Source organism: Nocardia donostiensis (assembly GCF_002081715.1).
GTDB classification, from domain to species: Bacteria; Actinomycetota; Actinomycetes; order Mycobacteriales; family Mycobacteriaceae; genus Nocardia; species Nocardia donostiensis.
Window position 1 is genome coordinate 156,528 of record NZ_MUKP01000006.1, and the last position, 17,489, is coordinate 174,016.

General features: G+C 66.1%; 15 protein-coding genes and 1 pseudogene. 8 read left to right on the top strand and 8 right to left on the bottom strand.

All coding sequences use genetic code 11. The features are described from left to right. Positions 1-99 precede the first annotated feature (99 nt). The gene (locus B0T44_RS06320) at positions 100-651 is read left to right on the top strand and encodes a hypothetical protein (protein WP_139347685.1); all 552 of its coding nucleotides are present in this window, start codon (positions 100-102) and stop codon (positions 649-651) included. 92 nt (positions 652-743) lie between these two features. Here B0T44_RS06320 and B0T44_RS06325 read toward each other — a convergent pair whose 3' ends face one another. Further along, positions 744-1,907 (bottom strand): cytochrome P450 family protein, encoded by a 1,164-nt coding sequence (locus B0T44_RS06325; RefSeq protein WP_077115314.1) that lies wholly within the window; start codon positions 1,905-1,907, stop codon positions 744-746. Between the two features lie 130 nt (positions 1,908-2,037). Between B0T44_RS06325 and B0T44_RS06330 the strand changes: the two genes are divergently transcribed. Next, positions 2,038-2,463, top strand: coding sequence for a VOC family protein (locus B0T44_RS06330; protein ID WP_077115313.1), 426 nt, complete (start codon positions 2,038-2,040; stop codon positions 2,461-2,463). Positions 2,464-2,527: 64 nt separating this feature from the next. On the opposite strand, the pseudogene B0T44_RS06335 reads toward B0T44_RS06330, so the two are convergent. The 4 genes and pseudogenes from B0T44_RS06335 to B0T44_RS06355 all read right to left on the bottom strand — a co-directional run. Next, a pseudogene (locus B0T44_RS06335) lies at positions 2,528-3,532 on the bottom strand (oxidoreductase); the annotation flags it as partial. Further along, positions 3,505-3,600 carry a helix-turn-helix domain-containing protein gene (locus tag B0T44_RS28490; protein WP_081511696.1) on the bottom strand — a complete coding sequence of 32 codons (96 nt, stop codon included), beginning with the start codon at positions 3,598-3,600 and terminating at the stop codon, positions 3,505-3,507. The gene B0T44_RS28490 and the pseudogene B0T44_RS06335, both read right to left, overlap by 28 nt. Before the next feature lie 342 nt (positions 3,601-3,942). Further along, complete coding sequence (locus B0T44_RS06350; RefSeq protein ID WP_077115310.1) at positions 3,943-5,565, bottom strand: outer membrane protein assembly factor BamB family protein; 1,623 nt, start codon at positions 5,563-5,565, stop codon at positions 3,943-3,945. A 461-nt stretch (positions 5,566-6,026) separates the two neighbouring features. Beyond that, positions 6,027-7,166, bottom strand: a complete 1,140-nt coding sequence (locus tag B0T44_RS06355) for an acyl-CoA dehydrogenase family protein (protein WP_077115309.1) — start codon at positions 7,164-7,166, stop codon at positions 6,027-6,029. A gap of 100 nt (positions 7,167-7,266) precedes the next feature. On the opposite strand from B0T44_RS06355, the gene B0T44_RS06360 reads away from it, so the two are divergent. Further along, positions 7,267-7,848, top strand: a complete 582-nt coding sequence (locus tag B0T44_RS06360; RefSeq protein WP_077115308.1) for a TetR/AcrR family transcriptional regulator — start codon at positions 7,267-7,269, stop codon at positions 7,846-7,848. Between the two features lie 42 nt (positions 7,849-7,890). Here the strand turns inward: B0T44_RS06360 and B0T44_RS06365 are convergent, their stop codons facing one another. Continuing rightward, complete coding sequence (locus B0T44_RS06365) at positions 7,891-10,104, bottom strand: serine/threonine-protein kinase (protein WP_077115307.1); 2,214 nt, start codon at positions 10,102-10,104, stop codon at positions 7,891-7,893. Between the two features lie 411 nt (positions 10,105-10,515). Then, positions 10,516-10,740, bottom strand: coding sequence for a hypothetical protein (locus tag B0T44_RS26385; RefSeq protein WP_139347683.1), 225 nt, complete (start codon positions 10,738-10,740; stop codon positions 10,516-10,518). A 275-nt stretch (positions 10,741-11,015) separates the two neighbouring features. Here B0T44_RS26385 and B0T44_RS06370 point away from each other — a divergent pair, with 275 nt between their 5' ends. Continuing rightward, on the top strand, positions 11,016-12,215 hold the full coding sequence (locus B0T44_RS06370) for a methyltransferase (protein WP_077115306.1): 1,200 nt from the start codon (positions 11,016-11,018) through the stop codon (positions 12,213-12,215). A 146-nt stretch (positions 12,216-12,361) separates the two neighbouring features. Here B0T44_RS06370 and B0T44_RS06375 read toward each other — a convergent pair whose 3' ends face one another. Beyond that, on the bottom strand, positions 12,362-13,132 hold the full coding sequence (locus B0T44_RS06375; protein ID WP_139347682.1) for a GntR family transcriptional regulator: 771 nt from the start codon (positions 13,130-13,132) through the stop codon (positions 12,362-12,364). 96 nt (positions 13,133-13,228) lie between these two features. Between B0T44_RS06375 and B0T44_RS06380 the strand changes: the two genes are divergently transcribed. Genes B0T44_RS06380 through B0T44_RS06395 form a run of 4 tightly spaced genes read left to right on the top strand, consistent with a single transcriptional unit; the run spans position 13,229 to position 17,423 of the window. Further along, a complete protein-coding gene (locus tag B0T44_RS06380; protein WP_077115304.1) occupies positions 13,229-14,356 on the top strand; it encodes a TIGR03364 family FAD-dependent oxidoreductase in 1,128 nt (375 codons plus the stop codon). 8 nt (positions 14,357-14,364) lie between these two features. Then, positions 14,365-15,057 carry a phosphonatase-like hydrolase gene (locus tag B0T44_RS06385; RefSeq protein WP_077115464.1) on the top strand — a complete coding sequence of 231 codons (693 nt, stop codon included), beginning with the start codon at positions 14,365-14,367 and terminating at the stop codon, positions 15,055-15,057. Between the two features lie 58 nt (positions 15,058-15,115). Further along, on the top strand, positions 15,116-16,183 hold the full coding sequence (locus B0T44_RS06390) for a 2-aminoethylphosphonate ABC transporter substrate-binding protein (protein ID WP_139347681.1): 1,068 nt from the start codon (positions 15,116-15,118) through the stop codon (positions 16,181-16,183). 1 nt (position 16,184) lies between these two features. Continuing rightward, the gene (locus B0T44_RS06395; RefSeq protein ID WP_077115303.1) at positions 16,185-17,423 is read left to right on the top strand and encodes an ABC transporter ATP-binding protein; all 1,239 of its coding nucleotides are present in this window, start codon (positions 16,185-16,187) and stop codon (positions 17,421-17,423) included. The last annotated feature ends 66 nt before the right edge of the window (positions 17,424-17,489 follow it).

The window sequence follows — 17,489 nt, forward strand, 5'->3', positions numbered from 1 at the left end:
CCGCCTTCACGACACCGGACCTATGAACGCCGTCCAGTTGCCGGATGGCGAATGCCACAGGGGCCGTTGCGGTTCCGTGCCTATCTCTATGCTGTGCGGATGGACACATCAGCTTGTGAGCATCACTCGTTCCCGGAATTCGGGCCACTCTCCAATGCGACATGGGGAGGATTTCTGGCGGAGAACTGGGCGACCGGTGCCGCGGAACTGACATGGAGCATCTTCTTCGGCGGTTGGCCGGACGAGGATTCCGGGGTGGGATTTCACATCGAGGCGATTCCGTTCACTGTGCCGTCGTGGCGTGAGCTCGAAGGCGCGTATGCCGAATGCAGCGAGTTCGGCGAGCCGATCGAGGCCTACCTCTTCGACGATGAACACAGCAATTTCGAGTATGTGCGCATCCAGGCGTTGCATCAGGTCGGCGCGACGGTGCGATTCGCGATCGATCTGGCCGAGTGTGAGGTGGATCGAGTCAAGGTGGATCCGGACGAGCACACCTGGGCCGATATCGACCCGATGCGGGTGGTGGTGGATGCCGAGTTCGAGGGCGTGACCGTCCGGACGCCAGAGCACCGCTTGGCCGATTTCATCGATACCACCGGTTTGGTGTTCGACGCTTCCTGCAATATCTATCGGCTGCCCGGTGATTGATTTCTTCGACCAACTGACGAGGACGTAGCCGACACGGTATGCGGCGCGGCACGAGATGAAGCCACTCATATCGTGCTGATGCGGGCATGCGGTCAGGCCAGCGCTCGTAGCGGAAGTTCCGCAAACGCGTAGGTCAGCCACGAGGGCCGCAGCCGGTACTCTTCGCGCGGCTTGACCGGCTCCAGCCTCGGATACTTCTCCAGCACAGCGCGCGCAACCTGCACCGCTTGCCTCTCGGCCAACGCTGCACCGATACAGAAATGCCTGCCGTGCCCGAACACAAGATCGCGGCCCTCTCGGCGAGCAGGATCCAGGTGCGCCGACCGCAAGGAGAGCAAGACCGTGTGCCCTCGCGGAATGGTCACCCCATTGACCTCGATATCGGCCAGCGGGAACCGCCGTAGCGCGTAATTCACCGGCGCCACAGCCCCCATGACTTCACGCACCATGCCAGCGAACTCCTGCGGCGCACCCAACAGCCGACGAGCCGACTCACCGTGGTTGCGAACCAATTCGTCCAGCACTGCCGAGGTCAGCGAGGTGACGTTCTCGAACCCGCCGATGATCACCGCGAACGCAAGACTGATCAACTCCTCTTCACTGAGCCGGTCCTGCCCGTCCCGCGCCGTGAGCCAACCCGAGATCAGGTCATCAGCCGGCTCCCGCCGCTTGTCCTCGATCACCCCCGCCACCAACGTCAGCATCGCTGTCATCGCACCCTGTACTGCCGCGCCATCGCTGGACGTGTCGATCAGAAACATCGGCCGCGCCGCAGAACGGAACTCCTCCAACTGCTCATCGGGCAACCCCAGCAGTGTGCCGATCACCTGCGGCGGCAGCGGCTCACACAATCCACCCATCGCATCGATCTCCCCCGCTGCCGGCAGCGCGTCGACCAACTCCGCGACCGCGGTCACCACGACCTGCTCGTGCCGAACGTGATGAGCCGGCGCGAAGGCTTCCGCCGCCAACTTCCGCACCCGCCGATGCCGTTCCCCATCGATATTCAGCAGATTCTGATCCAACGCCGCCGGAAGGTTCTGCCCACGGAAACCAGTGGTCGAGTCCGACTTCGATGCCGACATCCGCGGATCAGCCAATAAACTGGTCACCGCCTGCCACCCGGTGACCACCCACACCGGCGAACCATCCGGCAGCTCCGCCTGATGCACCCCCGGTTCACGAGTCCTGAGCTCCTCATGAAGAGCATCGACCGCATGAATCCCTGCCGCGAACGGGCACCGCCCCAAGTCCATACCCCCAGTGTGCCAACGCACACCCAAAGTTCTATCAAGAACCACGACAGAGGGTGTCGTGATTTGTTGGGAGCCTTGGTTCGACGGCCATCGGACAGCCCGATCGGTCAGTTCACGAAGGAGCGTTCAAGTGGGTTCTCAGGTCAATCCGTGCATCACGTTCAATGGCAACGCGCGGGAGGCGATGGAGTTCTACCAGCAGGTCTTCGGTGGCGCGCTGGAGGTTTCAACGGTTGCGGACTTCGGCTCACCGGACTCGCCGAGCGCTGACAAGGTCATGCACTCTCGTCTGGACACATCCGCTGGCTACACGCTGATGGCATGGGACTTTCCGGATGAAAGACCCGGCTATCCGCCCTATCGGCCGGGCAACAACGTTGCGATCTTCCTCGGTGGCGACGACGACGGAGAACTCCGCGACTACTTCGAGAAGTTGTCCGTCGGTGGCATCGTCACGCTGCCTCTTGAAACGCAGGTATGGGGAGATGAGGCGGGCTCGCTCGTTGACCAATTCGGGATCAGCTGGATGTTCAACATCGCCGCCCAGAAGTTCTGATCATCGCTCGAAGCCGCGGCCCACGTCGTACTGCTCGTCTCCGCCGACTTCCCCGACCCGCCCGTCAAACGGTCATGGTCAATGCAATCGGCCCTCGTGCTTCCTCGCGGTTGAAGGGACGTATCGGAGCGCCGGTACGGAGGGTTTCGGCCAGTGCCGGGTCGGCCAGATGCAGGCGTCCGATCGCCACGAGGTCGAATTCCTGGTTGTCGAGCCTGCGGTGCACGCCATCGAGACCGACAGGCTTCGGCGTTCCGGTGTCGCGCAGGGATGTGTTCAGGCCGACGCTGCCGACGGCCATGCTCACCGCGCCGGTCAGCTTCTTCGCCCAGCCGGCCAGGGTCAGATCACTGTCATCGAACGCGGGCTGGTCGAATCGGCGAATGCCGGCGTCGAGGACGTCTACCCCGGCGCCGACGAGAGCGCCCAGGATCACCGCGAGTTCATCCGGGGTGTCCGCGATGCGGGCGCCGTAGTCCTGCTGCTTGTGCTGTGAGAATCGGTAGAAGATCGGCAGGCCGGGTCCGATCTCGCGGCGGATCGCGCGGACGACCTCGGCGGGGAAGCGGGTGCGCCGGTGCAGGTCCCCGCCCCAGTCGTCGTCGCGTCGGTTGGTCTCCTCCCAGAGGAAGGCGTCGAGCAGGTAGCCGTGGCCGGCGTGGATGGCGATGCCGTCGAATCCGACGTCGACCGCGTTGCGCGCCGAGCGCACGTACGCGGCGATGACCTCCTCGATGTCCTGCACGGTCATCGCCGTGGTCGGCACACTCGCCCGGGTGACGTAGTCGTCGGGGTACACGGTGCGCCCCGCTCGGCCCCACAGCCCGGATGGCCGCATCGGCGTGAGCGTCGGGTCGACCGGCGCCATAGCGCCCCACAACGGCCCGACGTGCCACAGTTGCGGGATGATCCGGCCGCCTGCCCCGTGCACCTGGTCGACCACGCGCCGCCAGCCGGCGAGCGCGGCGTCGCCGTGCAGGCGCGGCACGGCCGCGCTGTCGACGGCGGTCGGGTGGTCGATCGCGACGCCCTCGGTGATGATCAGACCGGTGCCGCCCGCGCACACCCGAACGCCTGAGCCAGCGCGACCCGCCGCCCCGGCGTCGGATAGACACGGAAGTTGTACCGAAGCTGCACCCGCGCACAGTAACAACGACCACCGACACCAAATTCTCGGGCCCTGAATCGCGAAGCGGTTGATGCGCTATCCCAGCCCTGAAGGACCGGGCTTGCGCGCTACGTTTCACGGTCATGTCATCTGCTCGACCAAGGTCATCGAGACGCTGAGTGCCCGCTACCAGCGCGCGATCCGCGCCCGCAGTCACTTCCCCAGCGAGCAGGTCGCTGGGATGGCGCCACGCGGAAAGGCTAAGCGGCGCGCACAGCAATACCTCGTTGGAGCTCCACCCGCAGTGACAGAAGCCAATGGGGCAAACATTGCCGGGCTCGCTTGGTTGTTGCTCTCGTAATCCGAGTAGGTCAGGGAAGACCGAAGGCCAGCAGAACATTACCCGGCATACCGGTGGTGATCTGTCGGCCGTAACCGGAATTGGTGAACAGCATGCCGTTCGCGACGACGGCGCCATGGCCGTTGATACCGCCGCCGACGCCTGGCACCCCGTTCACGGTGTGGAAGTGCCGTGCCGTATTGTATTCCCAGAGGATGGCACCGGTCTCAGCGGAGAAGACGCGCATCTTGCCGTCCAGACTGCCCTCGTAGACCAGACCGGGTGTCGACGAGACGGCGTTCGGCATGGCGAGCTGGCACAACGGAAGCATCGGTATCGGCGGTGGGTCGAACAGGCAACCGTGGGCGGGATTCGGCGTGCTCCAGATGACCTCGCCGGTCGCCGGGTGCAACGCGAAAAGTGTGCCCGGCGTGCCCTGATAAGTGGCAACGTACAGGCGATGGCCGTCATAGCTGGCACCCCACTGGATGCCTTGCAGCGACTCCGAGCCCGGGATGGGCAGCACCGGTACCGGCGTGTTCAACCTGGTCTGCCAGACGATCTCGCCGGTGGTGGCGTCGAGCAGGTGGTAGACACCGCTCTTCTGGCCCGCGCCGACGACCAACCGGTCACCTATCTCGAAAATGTTCGGCTGCGAACCGAAGTCGAAATCGTGGCCGGGTTCGGGGCAGTTGCCACCCGGCGGCGGGTACGTGCAGCGACCGTTCCAGGGGGCTTGCCCGGGGGTCATCCGGCGGACCCACCGGACGGTTCCGGTGTCGATGTCCAGCGCGCCGATCGCTTCCGCACCCTCGGGATAACCGGTGTAGGGGTTGCCCGCGGTGTAGTACAGCGTGCGCGACTCCGGGTGGATCGTGGGTGACGACCAGACCGGCGCGCCGCTGGGGGCAAACGGCGGCGACCCATTGGGGGTCGGCTCCGGTGGCGGGATCGTGTAGTGCTGCCATTGCACGTTGCCGGTCGCGGCGTCGAGCGCCACAACACTTCCCCGGAAGGTGCAACACGGGTAGAGGTCGCTGGTGGCGGCACCCAGCTCTTGACTGGACACACCGACATAGACCCGATCGTCGAACACGAGGGGCGAACCGGTGATGATCGCGTAACGATGATTGTCCAGTTGGCGGACCCAGCGCAGGGTACCGGTCTGTGCATCGAGGGCCCACATCCTGGCCGAGTTGTCGCCGAAGTAGACCGTTCCATCGACGACTGCGGGCCCGTTGCGCAGCCCGTACGTCGGGAGGTTTCCGCCGAGGGGTGTCTCGGCTTGGAACGACCACCGGGTTGCACCGGTGTACGCGTCCAGCGCATAAAACGTCCCGTTGCGGCCACCGACGTAAACGGTTCCGTCCACGACCGCCGGCTGGCTGGAAGCGGCGATCGAGTCGGGGAACGCGAACGCCCACTTCAGCTGTAACGAGGTCACTGTGGCCGGTGTGAGGGCGGTCTCGTGTGGATTGTGTCGGGAACCGGCAAGGTCGAACTGCCACATCGGCCAATCACCGTCGGTGCCAACAGGCGGCGCGGCACTCCCGACGCTGGAGTTCGGCAACAGCAGGACAGCCGCGGCCACGAGGATCGGTAAACGCAGGAATAGTGTCTTCCGCAGTCCGAATGCCCAAGCAGCGAATGTCATTGCCAGAGTCTTTCCGTACCAGAGTCTTTCCATTCAGGATGATGAAATCATCCCACTCCTGAGGCCGGGAATTTTCAGGCCGAAGACGAATTGTCGAAAATGTTACCGGGTACGAGCATTCGGTCCGCCGGTGCGGTGTCGTGGGGCTGGACAATGTCCCCAAAGCTGGTGTGGTTGGTCTGCCGGTTTGCTTTGTTGTTCGGTTGTGGTGCGCCCGAGCTATCTGAGCAGAGCCATGCCGCCACCTGCCCGACGCGGCGAAGCATTGGCCGCCACCAACTTCCGAGCGCGCCGATGCCCCGTATCTGATCCTGTGGTCGAGGCGCCCCTGTACCGAACAGGACTCCCCTGCCCCACCAGTCGACATCCGGCGTTTGATCTCGACCGGGCTCGTTGCGGTATGGGATCCGGGATACATACCGAAGCCTGTCCGGATCGGGTGCGGAAAGTATGCGCCGCGGTCAGCCGGCGAGATGGCGGCTGATGACCAGACGTTGGATCTGGTTGGTGCCCTCGAAAATCTGCGTGATCTTGGCTTCCCGCATATACCGCTCCACCCGGAAGTCTCGGGTGTAGCCGTAACCGCCGAGCACCTGCACGGCGTCGGTGGTGACCTTCATCGCCGCGTCGGTGGCGACCAGTTTGGCCACCGACGCCTGGCGCGAATACGGCAGCCCTCCGTCGCGGCGGCGGGCGGCATCGAGGTAGGTTGCGCGCGCCGATTCGACCGCCGCGGCCATATCGGCGAGCAGGAAACCCAGCCCCTGGTGGTCGATGATCTTGCGGCCGAATGCTGTCCGCTCCTGTGCGTAGGCGACGGCCTCGTCCAGCGCGGCCTGCGCGAGCCCGACCGCGACCGCCGCGATCCCCAGCCGGCCGGAATCCAGCGCGCTGAACGCGATCTGCAGCCCCTGCCCCTCGGTGCCTATCCGCCGTTCGGCGGGTACGAAAGCGCCGTCGTAATGCGCGGAGGTGGTCGGCACCGCGTGCAGGCCCATCTTCTCCTCCGGCCTGCCGAAACTCAGCCCCTCGGTGTTCTTCGGCACCAGGAAACAGGAAATGCCCTTGGAGCCCTCGCCTGTGCGCGCGAACAGGTTGTAGAAGTCGGCGATCCCGCCGTGGGTGATCCATGCCTTGGCGCCGTCGATCCGGTACCCGCCGTCGACCGCGGCGGCCTTACAGGCCAGGGCGGCAGCATCCGAACCCGCCTGTGGCTCGGACAAGCTGTAGGCGCCGATCGTGGCGCCACCCAGCATCTCCGGTAGCCACCGCTGTTTCTGCTCCTCGCTGCCGAATGCCATCAGCGGGTAGCAGGACAGACTGTGCACGCTCACGGCCACCGCGACCGCGGCCCAGCGTGCCGCGATCTCCTCCAGCACCTGCAGGTACACCTCGTACGGCTGGCCGCCGCCACCCCATTCCTCCGGATACGGCAGGCTCAGCAACCCGGCCTCCCCCAGAGTGGCGAACACACCCTCGGGGTAGGTCTCGGCCTTCTCGTGCTCGTCGACGATCGGCGCCAGCACCTTGTCGGTGATGTCGCGGGTGAGGTGAATGAGGTCCCGTGCCTCGTCGGTGGGCAGAAGTCGATCGACAGCCACAGGAAATATCCTCCGATGATACGCAGGGTGGTACTTTGCTCCTGCTCACAGTACTGTTCCAGGAACAGTACTGCAAGAAGGTCCGCAGTACTATTCCCCCATGGAGCAGCGTTCGACCTTCGCGACACCCCGCCGCACCGAACTGTTCGACGAACTGGTCGAGCTGTTCCTCGCCGAAGGTTTCGCGCACCTGACCCTCGACGCCATCGCGGCACGGCTGCGCTGCTCCAAGTCCACGCTCTACACCCTCGCCGGCAGCAAGGAACAGCTGGTCACCGCCGCCACTGTGCATTTCTTCAAACGCGCCACCGCAACCGTCGAAGCCGAGGTATCCGCGACCACCGGTGCGCTGGAGCGCATCGCCGCCTACCTCACAGCGGTCGGTGCCGCACTGGCGGCGGCCTCCGACCGATTCATGACCGACCTCGACGCCTTCACCCCCGCCCGCGAGGTCTACGAACGCAATACCCGCATCGCCGCCCGCCGCGTCCAGGAACTCATCGACGACGGCGTGGCCACCGGCGAATTCCGCGGTGTCCACGCCGCGTTCGCCGCGGACCTCGCCGCCACCATGATGGTCCGCATCCAGCAGGGTGGGGTGCGCGCCGTCACGGGACTCGACGGTGCCGCGGCCTACCGCGAACTCGCGGCCATCCTCACCCACGGCATCAGCGCCCGATAGTTCCGTCGCCCCAGGAACAGCGGGCAGGGCGCGACTGATCAGCTAGACCACCCGCTCGAGCGCGCGCAGGTCTGCATCGAGCGTCCTGTACAGCCAATAAATCGCGATGAACGCGAGCCCTGAGGCCGCACATAATCCCAGGACCGGATCGCGCACATCCGCGAGCTCGTCGGGTTCGAGAGCGGCAAGTCCGGTCAGCACCCCCGCCAGCGGTACCGACGCCGTTACCGCGAGATAGACCGTGGTCCTTCGACGCCGCGCGCGAAGATCGGCGGAGTCGCGCGCCGTGGTGCGGCTGTGGCGCAAATAGCTGGGATAGACACAGCGGACGATGTAGAACGTGGAAAGGAAAAATGTGTAAGCAACCGAGATGATGCCCGTCATCAGACCAGTCGTTGCCGCATGGACCATCAGCCGGACCGGGAGGTCGGTGAACCAGCGAAGCATCACCATCCCCGTCACGGTTCCGAGAACCGCGAACAGAAGGGTGTTCATCGCACACAGCTCGCCCCAGAACAGTGTTCGCGACCGCACCCGCGCGAGCATCGCCTCGTCGTAGCGTCTGCCGGCGCGCAAGCCGCGAGGAACAGCGAGCAAATCACGCGATATATAAAAGTAGACGAGGACGGACAGCGGAAAGGCGCAGAGGTCGTAGATGACGGTGCCCCTGTAGAGCCGCGAGGCGGCGGCAGCGGGCAGGCGTGCTGCGATCAGTTCCTGGAGGTACACACCCATATAGACCCCCGCTAGGCCGACGCCGACCAGCGCGGACAGCCACAGGACGGGGGTGGGATATCGGGACAGTCGTGCCCGCCAACTGGTCGGTGGCGGGTAAACAAGGTCGCAGGCTCTGTCGTCGAGGCACAAGTCGAGCTGCTGGGCCACCTCCGAACCGCACGAGTAGCGGTCTTCTCGATCCGGCGACAGACACTTCAACAGCACTCGGCGCAGCGCCATGGGGCAATCCGGCGGAAGCTGCGACAGGAACTGCGGCTCGACGGGTTTGCGCCGCAATTCGAGCATGCGAGCCAATGACGTCTCCGACTCACCGGCGGACACTTCGTCCGCGAATGGGCGATGCCCGGTGAGAAGCTCCCACAACATGACGGCCAGCCCGAAGAGGTCGCTTCGAGTGTCGAGATCGGCGGCGGTTGCCGGCAAATCCGGGTGGCAGGCTCCAAGCTGTTCCGGCGACATGTACGCCAGCGATCCACCGAAGTACGCCAGGGGGCTTGTGCCCCTGATGCGCTTGCTGAAGCTGACATTGAAATCAGCCAACTTCGGAATTCCCTCGGCGCTCAGCAGCACGTTCGCGGGTTTGATGTCTCGGTGCAACACCCCCCGCTCGGCTGCATGCTGCAGCGCATCTGCGAGGCGACGACCGAGCCAGGCGACGGTCTCCGGCCACGTCAGTGCAGCGATCCGGGTCCGAATAGCTGATTCGGTGGGCCCGGTTTCGCCCTTCTCCGCGAGCACCTTGTCGACGGCATCGAGCAGCACGTGCCCATTGCGATGTTCCGACGGCGTCGAACGCAGTAGACGCAGCACGTCGAGCAGCGTTCCCCCTGGTAGGTACTGCATGTAGAGCAGTTTCAGCTCGCCATCGGCGATGAGCCGCTGGTCGTGGATGCGCACGATGTAGTCGTGGTCCAATTGGGCGAGGGTCTGCGGCTCGATGCCGTGGTTATGGGAAATCTTGACTGCAACCAGTCGCTGCATGGATTGTTGCCGAGCGAGATACACCTGGGCGAAGGCACCGGCCCCGATCTTTATCAGGAGGTGGAAATCGTCGACATGGTCGCCGACATCGATGGCGTCGAGCATCGCTTGGGCACTCGGACGAGCAATCATTGTGCTGCGGTAATCGCTCGTCAGCAGTGCCTGTTCGGGGCCGGCCGCCGTGGAGGCCGCCTCAGCGAGCGCGGTAGCCGCATTGGTGGCGGGTGAACTACGGCGCCGGGCGTGGAATTCCTCGTAGACCAGGTCGTCAGGAAGCGGACCGTCTCGCAGCTCGGCAAATTCCGCACGGTATTCGGCCAGTCGTTTGGGAAAGTGGAAACGAAGCCACCGGTATTCGAGGTCTATCTTGATCAATTCGATCAAGACCGTTCGCCGCTGGGCCGGTTCATCGGGTAGGTATGCCGACAGGTCGGGTGGAGACCCGGACGCCCAAGCCTCTGAAAACAGTGCCACGACAGTGGCGAGAGCTGTGCGGGTTCGTTCAGCTGAATCGACCAGATCGATCGGCTCGCCCATCGGTAGCTCGCGGTCAGCCTCGAGCGATCACACGGCGGCTATCCGCGATGCGGCCTCGTACCGTAGTTGACCCACAGCATCTCCTTATCGTCGGACCTCCCACTTCAAGGGTATCGCTCCGAACGATCGCATGGACGACACAAGTAGGGATCGGTCGCGACGGACGGGCCGCGACTGGCGACGGCGCCGGAGGAACATGCGGGCGAAGCGGTTTGGAGAGGATCACGCGTTCCCGCGATAGGGAACACCCAGCCGTGTAGTACGCCGCTATGTAACGTACCGTCATGTAGCGGCACGCATTCATGCGGGCGTAAACCCGAATGCGATGTATCGGATCGACGGAAGCAGGGTTGGAATGTTCTACAACATGCTCGGATTCATGTTCATGATGCTCGCCATGATGATGATGTTCTAGAGCGAGCGCCGCGGACGCGGCGGTGACCGGGCGTCTCCGATCCCTGAACCCGAAACCGCCCCGAGCGGCGCGACCACATCGATCACGCTGGAAACGCAGTTGCCCGGCGGGACTGTTGTCAGGTCAGGCTTACGATAGATCGGCTTCATGTCGGGACGGGTTTCGCTGGCCATGTCGCCGAGTGAGCGCGGCTGGGCGAGTTGTTCATCGAACGAGCCCAAGGAGGGTGCGTACGCCCGCCATGCCGCGCAGGCCTATCTCAACTTCTGCCACGATGCGTTCGGACCGGCTCGTGTCGTCATGCGAGTATTGGCTGTACCCGATCGGAAGGAACTGATCTGCTGTGAACATGGGCATGGTTTTGGGCGACGGCTGCTCTCGCGCTTCGGCACGGGAGCAAGCCATGCTGCCTTCTTCGTAATCGGCGGGTAGCGCGCCTGCTCCCCTTCGAAGCGTCGTCGGCCAGTGAGACCTTCGACCTTCACGGGAGCACCACATGCCAACAATCAGTTGGACTGAGAACGGAACACGACGAACCGCCTGCTGGCATTCGGAGAACGGGGCTTCGGCACCAGCCCGCATCGTTGTCGTCGACGACCGCATTTCCGCACACACTGCTCTGCGGCTCGCCCGGTCGGGCTCGGGTCTGCTCTGGCGAGGAGACTTCCACAACGCCCGGCAGCTCCTGCGTGCCATGGACCGCCGCCTCTCACAGCAATCGAGTCCAGCATCTGCGTACGCCGGCCTCGGCGCCCTTTTCCACGCAAACAGACAGGCCCGCTCGGAACGAGCGGCGCTCCTCGGGAAAATATTGATCGCGCTGGAGCAAGATCACTCGATCCGACTACGTCGGGCACCCGACGCGCGTGCAGCATGCAAGCACGCGTACGGGAAGTCGGCGAACGAGTCAGGGAAGGTCGCCAGCGGGATGATGCTCGTCTCGCTTCCCGAACTTCTCGGCGTCATCGGCGCCTACGAGTGGCACCGCAAGGGCATCGACATCACCGCTCTGGGCGCCCGGCTCCACCCCGCATACGGTGTCTTCGCCCCCACCCGCAACGAGTACATCGATCTCGTTGCCCATGCACCCTTGCCGCACGCCATAGATCGCCCCCGCGTGTTCGATATCGGCACCGGGATCGGAGTGCTCGCTGCGGTTCTCGCCCGGCGCGGCGCCGGAGAAGTGCTAGCGACCGATATCAACCCTCGCGCGGTGCGGTGCGCGCGCGAGAACATGCGACGGCTGGGCCTTGCCGGGCGGGTCCGAGTCGTCGAGGCCGATCTCTGGCCCGCCGGTCAACAGCGCGCGGACCTGATCGTCTGCAACCCTCCCTGGCTACCCGGATGCCCGACCTCGCCTTTGGAACTCGGGATCTACGACCCTGCGTCCGATGTCTTGAACCGGTTCCTCGGTGGTCTCGCAAACCACCTCACGCCGCACGGCGAAGGGTGGCTGATCCTGTCCGACCTCGCCGAACACCTCGGACTCCGGACCCGCGACGAGCTTCTCGCACATATCGCCGAGGCCGGTCTCGCGGTCACCGCCCGCTACGAAACAGCTCCTCGCCACCCACGCGTCACCGACAGCACCGACCCGCTCCATGCTGCCCGGACGCGCGAGCGAACCATTCTCTGGCGACTGACCCCACGGCTACCACGGATGTCGTCGATCGGGGCCACCCGCCGGAGAGCATGAGCCCGCCCTGGTCAGGGTGCTCCGCAGAGCTGAGCGCACCTCTGTGGCACGCGAAGTGGGCTATCGCGAGTGTGGCCGCCCGCTCCGGTGCGGACGTGCCGCTCCCGGGTGGTGCAGCGCACCGGCGGCGGTAGGCCACCGCAGTCTCACACCTTGGTGAGTACCGCTTCGAAGGCGATGCGGTCGCCGCGGTACAGGGAGCGGACGCGTTCGATCGGGTGACCCGCGGGGTCGACGGTGCGGCGGTGCAGGCGTAGGAGTGGTAGGGCCGTGGTGCATCCGAGGAGGAGGGCCTCACGGGGGGAGGCCAGTACGGTTTCGATGCGTTCGACGGCCTCACCGAACTCGATACCGGAGGCACGGAGGGCGGCGTAGAGCGAGGTGGTCGGGTCGTAGGTGTCGCGCAGGCTCGCGAAGCGCGGGAGCGGGAGGAAGGTGCTCTCCAGGCCGATGCGCTCGCCGTCGGCGAGGAGTACCCGTTCCAGGTGCATGACAGGGGTTCCGACGGTGAGACCGAGATCGCGGGCGGTGTCGGCGTCCGCGGGCTCGTCCTGCCAGTCGACGAGGATGCGGCCGGGTACGCGGCCCAGGCTCAGCGCGCCCTCGGTATAGGAACGCAGCGACAACGGCTGCACCAGCTTCGGGCGCGACACCACCGAGCCGCGGCCCTGGCGGCGAATCCTGCCCTCCACCAACAAATCCCGTATGGCTTGGCGGACCGTCTCGCGCGCCACCTCGAATCGCAACGCCAGCTCGCGCTCCGAGGGCACCGGATCGCCCTCGTCGAGCCCATCCAGGATCGCCTCTAGCTCGGTGCGCACCACATAGGCCTTCGGCAGTCGTTCCGGCACCGCCGATGTCACGCTCCCACCATGCGCCCGATGGCCCGGGTTCCCCACCACGTCCGACGAATCCATGGTCGCCAGCCTACCCCAATTGGTCTGTACCAATTGTTAACCCAGTGTTCGCCCGAGAAACACCCCTCGGTCTAGACCATTGCGCACCATGAGGGCATGCGATTGGTCATCATCGGAGGAGGAATCCTCGGCACGGCGCACGCGCTGGCCGCTGTCGGACGCGGCCACCAGGTCGTGCACCTGGAACGTGAAACCGAAGCCCGCGGCGCCACCGTGCGCAACTTCGGGCTGGTGTGGGTGTCCGGGCGGTCCACCGTGGAACTGGAGCTGACGCTGCGCTCACGACAGTTGTGGGAGGAGATCGGCGGCAAGGTGCCCGGTGTCGGCTTCCGCCCCGCCGGATCGATCACGCTGGTGCGCACGCCGGAGGAGCTGGCCGTCGCCGAAGCCGCCGCGGCGTCCGACACCGCCGAGGCCCGCGGCTTCGAACTGCTGGAGCCGGAGCGGGTCCGCGCCCTCAATCCCGCGCTACGCGGCGAATTCCTCGCCGGCCTGTACTGCTCGGCCGACGCGGCAGTGGAGTCGCGTCAGGCGCTGCCCGCGCTGCGCGCCTACCTGGCCGCAACCGGCGACTACACCTTCCAGCCGGCCACCGAGGCCCGCTCGATCACCGACACCGCTTCCGGCGCAACAGTCCTCGACGACCACGGTCGCACCCACGAGGCGGACCTGGTGCTGGTCTGTCCCGGTGCCGCGCATACCGGCCTGACCAGGGAACTGGTCGGTGAGATCCCGGTGCGCCGGGTCCGGCTCCAGATGATGCAGACCGCCCCCCTCGGCGAGCCGCTCACCACCGCCATCGCCGACGGCGACAGCTTCCGCTACTACCCCGGCTTCGCCGGGCCCGAAGTGGACGCACTAGAGCGCGAACAGTCCCAGACCGCGATCGCCGCCGAACACAAGATGCAGCTGCTGTGTGTGCAGCGCCTGCACGGCGGCCTGACCATCGGCGACACCCACGAGTACACCGAACCGTTCGCCTTCGACGTGGACGAGGCGCCCTACGAGCACCTCACCTCGGTCACCGAGGAACTGCTCGGACGCGCGCTGCCCCCGATAGTGCGCCGCTGGGCAGGCGTCTACAGCCAGAGCACCGACCCGGATGCCATCGTCACCCGCGCCCGCTCGGGCAGGCACGTCTGGGTGATCACCGGGCCGGGCGGACGCGGTATGACCCTCGGACCCGCCTTGGGCGCGGAAACCGCCGACCTGTTGAACCTGTGAGGAATCCCTTGTCCGACAAAAATATCGATCTCGCAGTGCTGGACATGGCGGGCACCACTGTTGCCGACGGCGGGCTGGTGCTGCGCGCGTTCGAGGCCGCGGCCACCGCCGCGGGCCTGGCAGCCGAAGGGCCGCAGCGTGAACGGGCCCGCCGGTACGTGCTCGACACCATGGGGCAGTCGAAGATCACCGTCTTCCGCGCGCTGCTCGACGGCGACGAGGACCGCGCCCAACTGGCCAACCGCGCCTTCGAGGACGCCTACGACGCCCTGATCGATGAGGTGGAGATCGCACCGATTCCCGGTGCGACCGAGGCCATTCGGTCGCTGCGGGCCGCAGGTGTCAAGGTCGCGTTGACCACCGGCTTCAGCCGCGGCACCCAGGACCGGCTGCTGACCGCGCTGGGCTGGCACGACCTCGCCGATCTCACCCTCGCGCCCTCGGACGCCGGCCGCGGCCGTCCCTACCCCGACCTGGTGCTCACCGCGCTGCTGCGCCTGGCGGTCGACGCCGTGGACCGCGTCGCGGTGCTCGGGGACACGACCAGCGACATCGGCACCGGCCTGGCCGCGGGCGCGCGCATCGTGGCGGGCACGCTGACCGGCGCACACGATGCCGAACAGCTGCGCGCCGCGGGCGCGACTCATGTCGTCGGCTCCGTCGTGGAGTTCGTCGAGCTGATTCTCACCGGCCGCACCTGACCCACCGAATACTCGCCCCTTCAACACATCGACCTCACCGACGCGAAAGTTGCTCCCCGTGCGTACTTCCCCCTCGCGCCTGTCCTGGGTCCTGCGCAGATCCGCCCTGCTCGTCGCGGTCCTCACCGCCGTCGCCGCCACGGCGGCCTGCGGCGGCACCGGCTCCAGCGGCTCCGGTGACCACAAGGTCACCGTCTACTCCGCCGACGGCCTCGACGCCTGGTATCGGACCCAGTTCGACAAGTTCGAGCAACAGACCGGCATCGCCGTCGATGTGGTGGTCGCCGGTTCCGGCGAGGTGGTCAACCGCCTCGAGAAGGAGCAGTCCAACCCGCAGGCGGATCTGGTGGTGACGCTGCCGCCGTTCATCCAGAAAGCCGACGCCGCCGGGCTGCTGCAACCACTCGGCGTCGACACCTCCGCGTTCGATCCTGCCGAGAAGGACCCGAACGGCAAGTTCGTGAGCCTGGCGGGTAACTACCTGAGCTTCATCGCGAACTCCACGGTGGACGCAAGCAAGCTCACCTGGGACGATCTGCTGAAACCCGAATACAAGGGCAAGCTGCAGTATTCGACCCCCGGACAGGCGGGTGACGGCACCGCGGTGCTGATCCTGCTGCAACAGCTGCGCGGCAAGACGGGTGCGCTGGACTACCTGAAGCAGTTGCAGGTCAACAACGTCGGGCCCTCGGCATCCACCGGCAAGTTGCAGCCGAAGGTCGACAAAGGTGAGCTGCTCATCGCCAACGGCGACGTGCAGATGAATATGGAATCGATCGCCACCAAGGGTTCGACGTTCTCGATCTTCTTCCCGGCCTCCGCCGACGGCAAGCGGCACACCATCGCGGTGCCGTACTTCCTCGGTCTGGCCAAGGGCGCGCCGCACACCGAGGCCGCCACCGAGCTGATGGAGTTCCTGCTCAGCAAGGAGGTGCAGCAGACCCTCGGACCCGATGCTTTTGCGGTGTCGGCGCGCACCGATCTGCGGGACGCACCCGCCGGCGGTTCCGGCCCCACCCCGGCCGCGCTGGTCCAGGGCGTGGAGATCGTGCGGCCGGACTGGAACAAAGTCCTCGCCGATCTCGACGCCGATCTCGACGCCTACAACACGGCCATTGGAGGCTGACATGTCCCGTGTCGCCGACTCCGTGCGAGTCCCCAACGAATCGCCCACCACAGCCGCATTCAGCGGCAACACCGCGAACAACGAACCCGCGATCGTCTTCGACCGGGTCAGCGTCCGATACGGCAAGGGCCGCAAGACCACCATGGCCCTGGCCGACTTCAACCTGCGGGTCGCCGCGGGCGAAACGGTCGCGCTGCTCGGACCGAGCGGCTCGGGCAAGTCCACCGCACTCAAGGCGCTGGCCGGATTTGTCCGGCCGACGTCGGGTGCGGTGCGGCTGGCCGGGCGCGACGTCACCGACCTCTCTCCCGCCTGGCGCGGCATCGGCGTGGTGGTGCAGTCCTACGCGCTGTTCCCGCACATGAGCGTGCACGCCAATGTGGCGTTCGGGCTGAAGGCGCATCGGGTGCCGCGCAAGGAGATCGGCGGCCAGGTCGCCGAGGCACTCGACATGGTCGGGATGGCGGACTACGCGAAGCGACTGCCCCGCGAGTTGTCCGGCGGCCAGCAGCAGCGCGTCGCGATCGCGCGAGCCCTCGCCATCCGCCCGAAGGTGCTGTTGCTCGACGAGCCCTTGGCCGCGCTCGACGCCCAACTGCGCCAATCGATGCTGGGCGAGCTCCAGCGGTTGCGCCGGGCGCTGCCCGATACCGCGATGCTGTATGTCACCCACGACCAGGCCGAGGCGCTGGCCCTTGCCGATCGGATCGCCGTCATGCACGATGCGCGGCTGGTCGACATCGACACTGCAGAGAACCTGTGGCAGCGCCCGCCCAGCGATTTCACCGCTGCCTTCCTCGGCGGCGCGAACCTGGTGCCCTGCACCGTGAATCGGGTCTCCGGCGGCACTGCCCTGGTCACGGTCGGCTCCCATACGCTGCGAGCGCAAGCCCCCGAACCGGGCATCGGTCGCGCGGACTGGGCTCCCGATGCCGAGGCTCTGCTGTGCGTGCGCCCGCACACCATCACGGTCGGCGCGCCGAGCGGCCGGGACGTGCTGCGCGCCACTGTCGTAGCGACCGTGTGGCGCGGCGCGACCACTCGTCTCGACCTGGCCGTCGACGGGCTGCCCGGTCAGCTCGCGGTGGACGTGCCAGGCCATCACGACGCCGCGGCGGGCGCAGTGGTCGGCGTACGCTTCCCCGACCCCGCCGGCGTGCTCATCCCGCAGCCGGTACATGCGCAATCTCCTGCCAGCTCAGCTTTTTCCGGCCCGGATGAACGCGGGGAGCATCGATGAACGGGGGCAGATCGGCGACGCAGGGCGCATTCACCGTCAACCGCTCGACGCGACTCACCGCGCGCC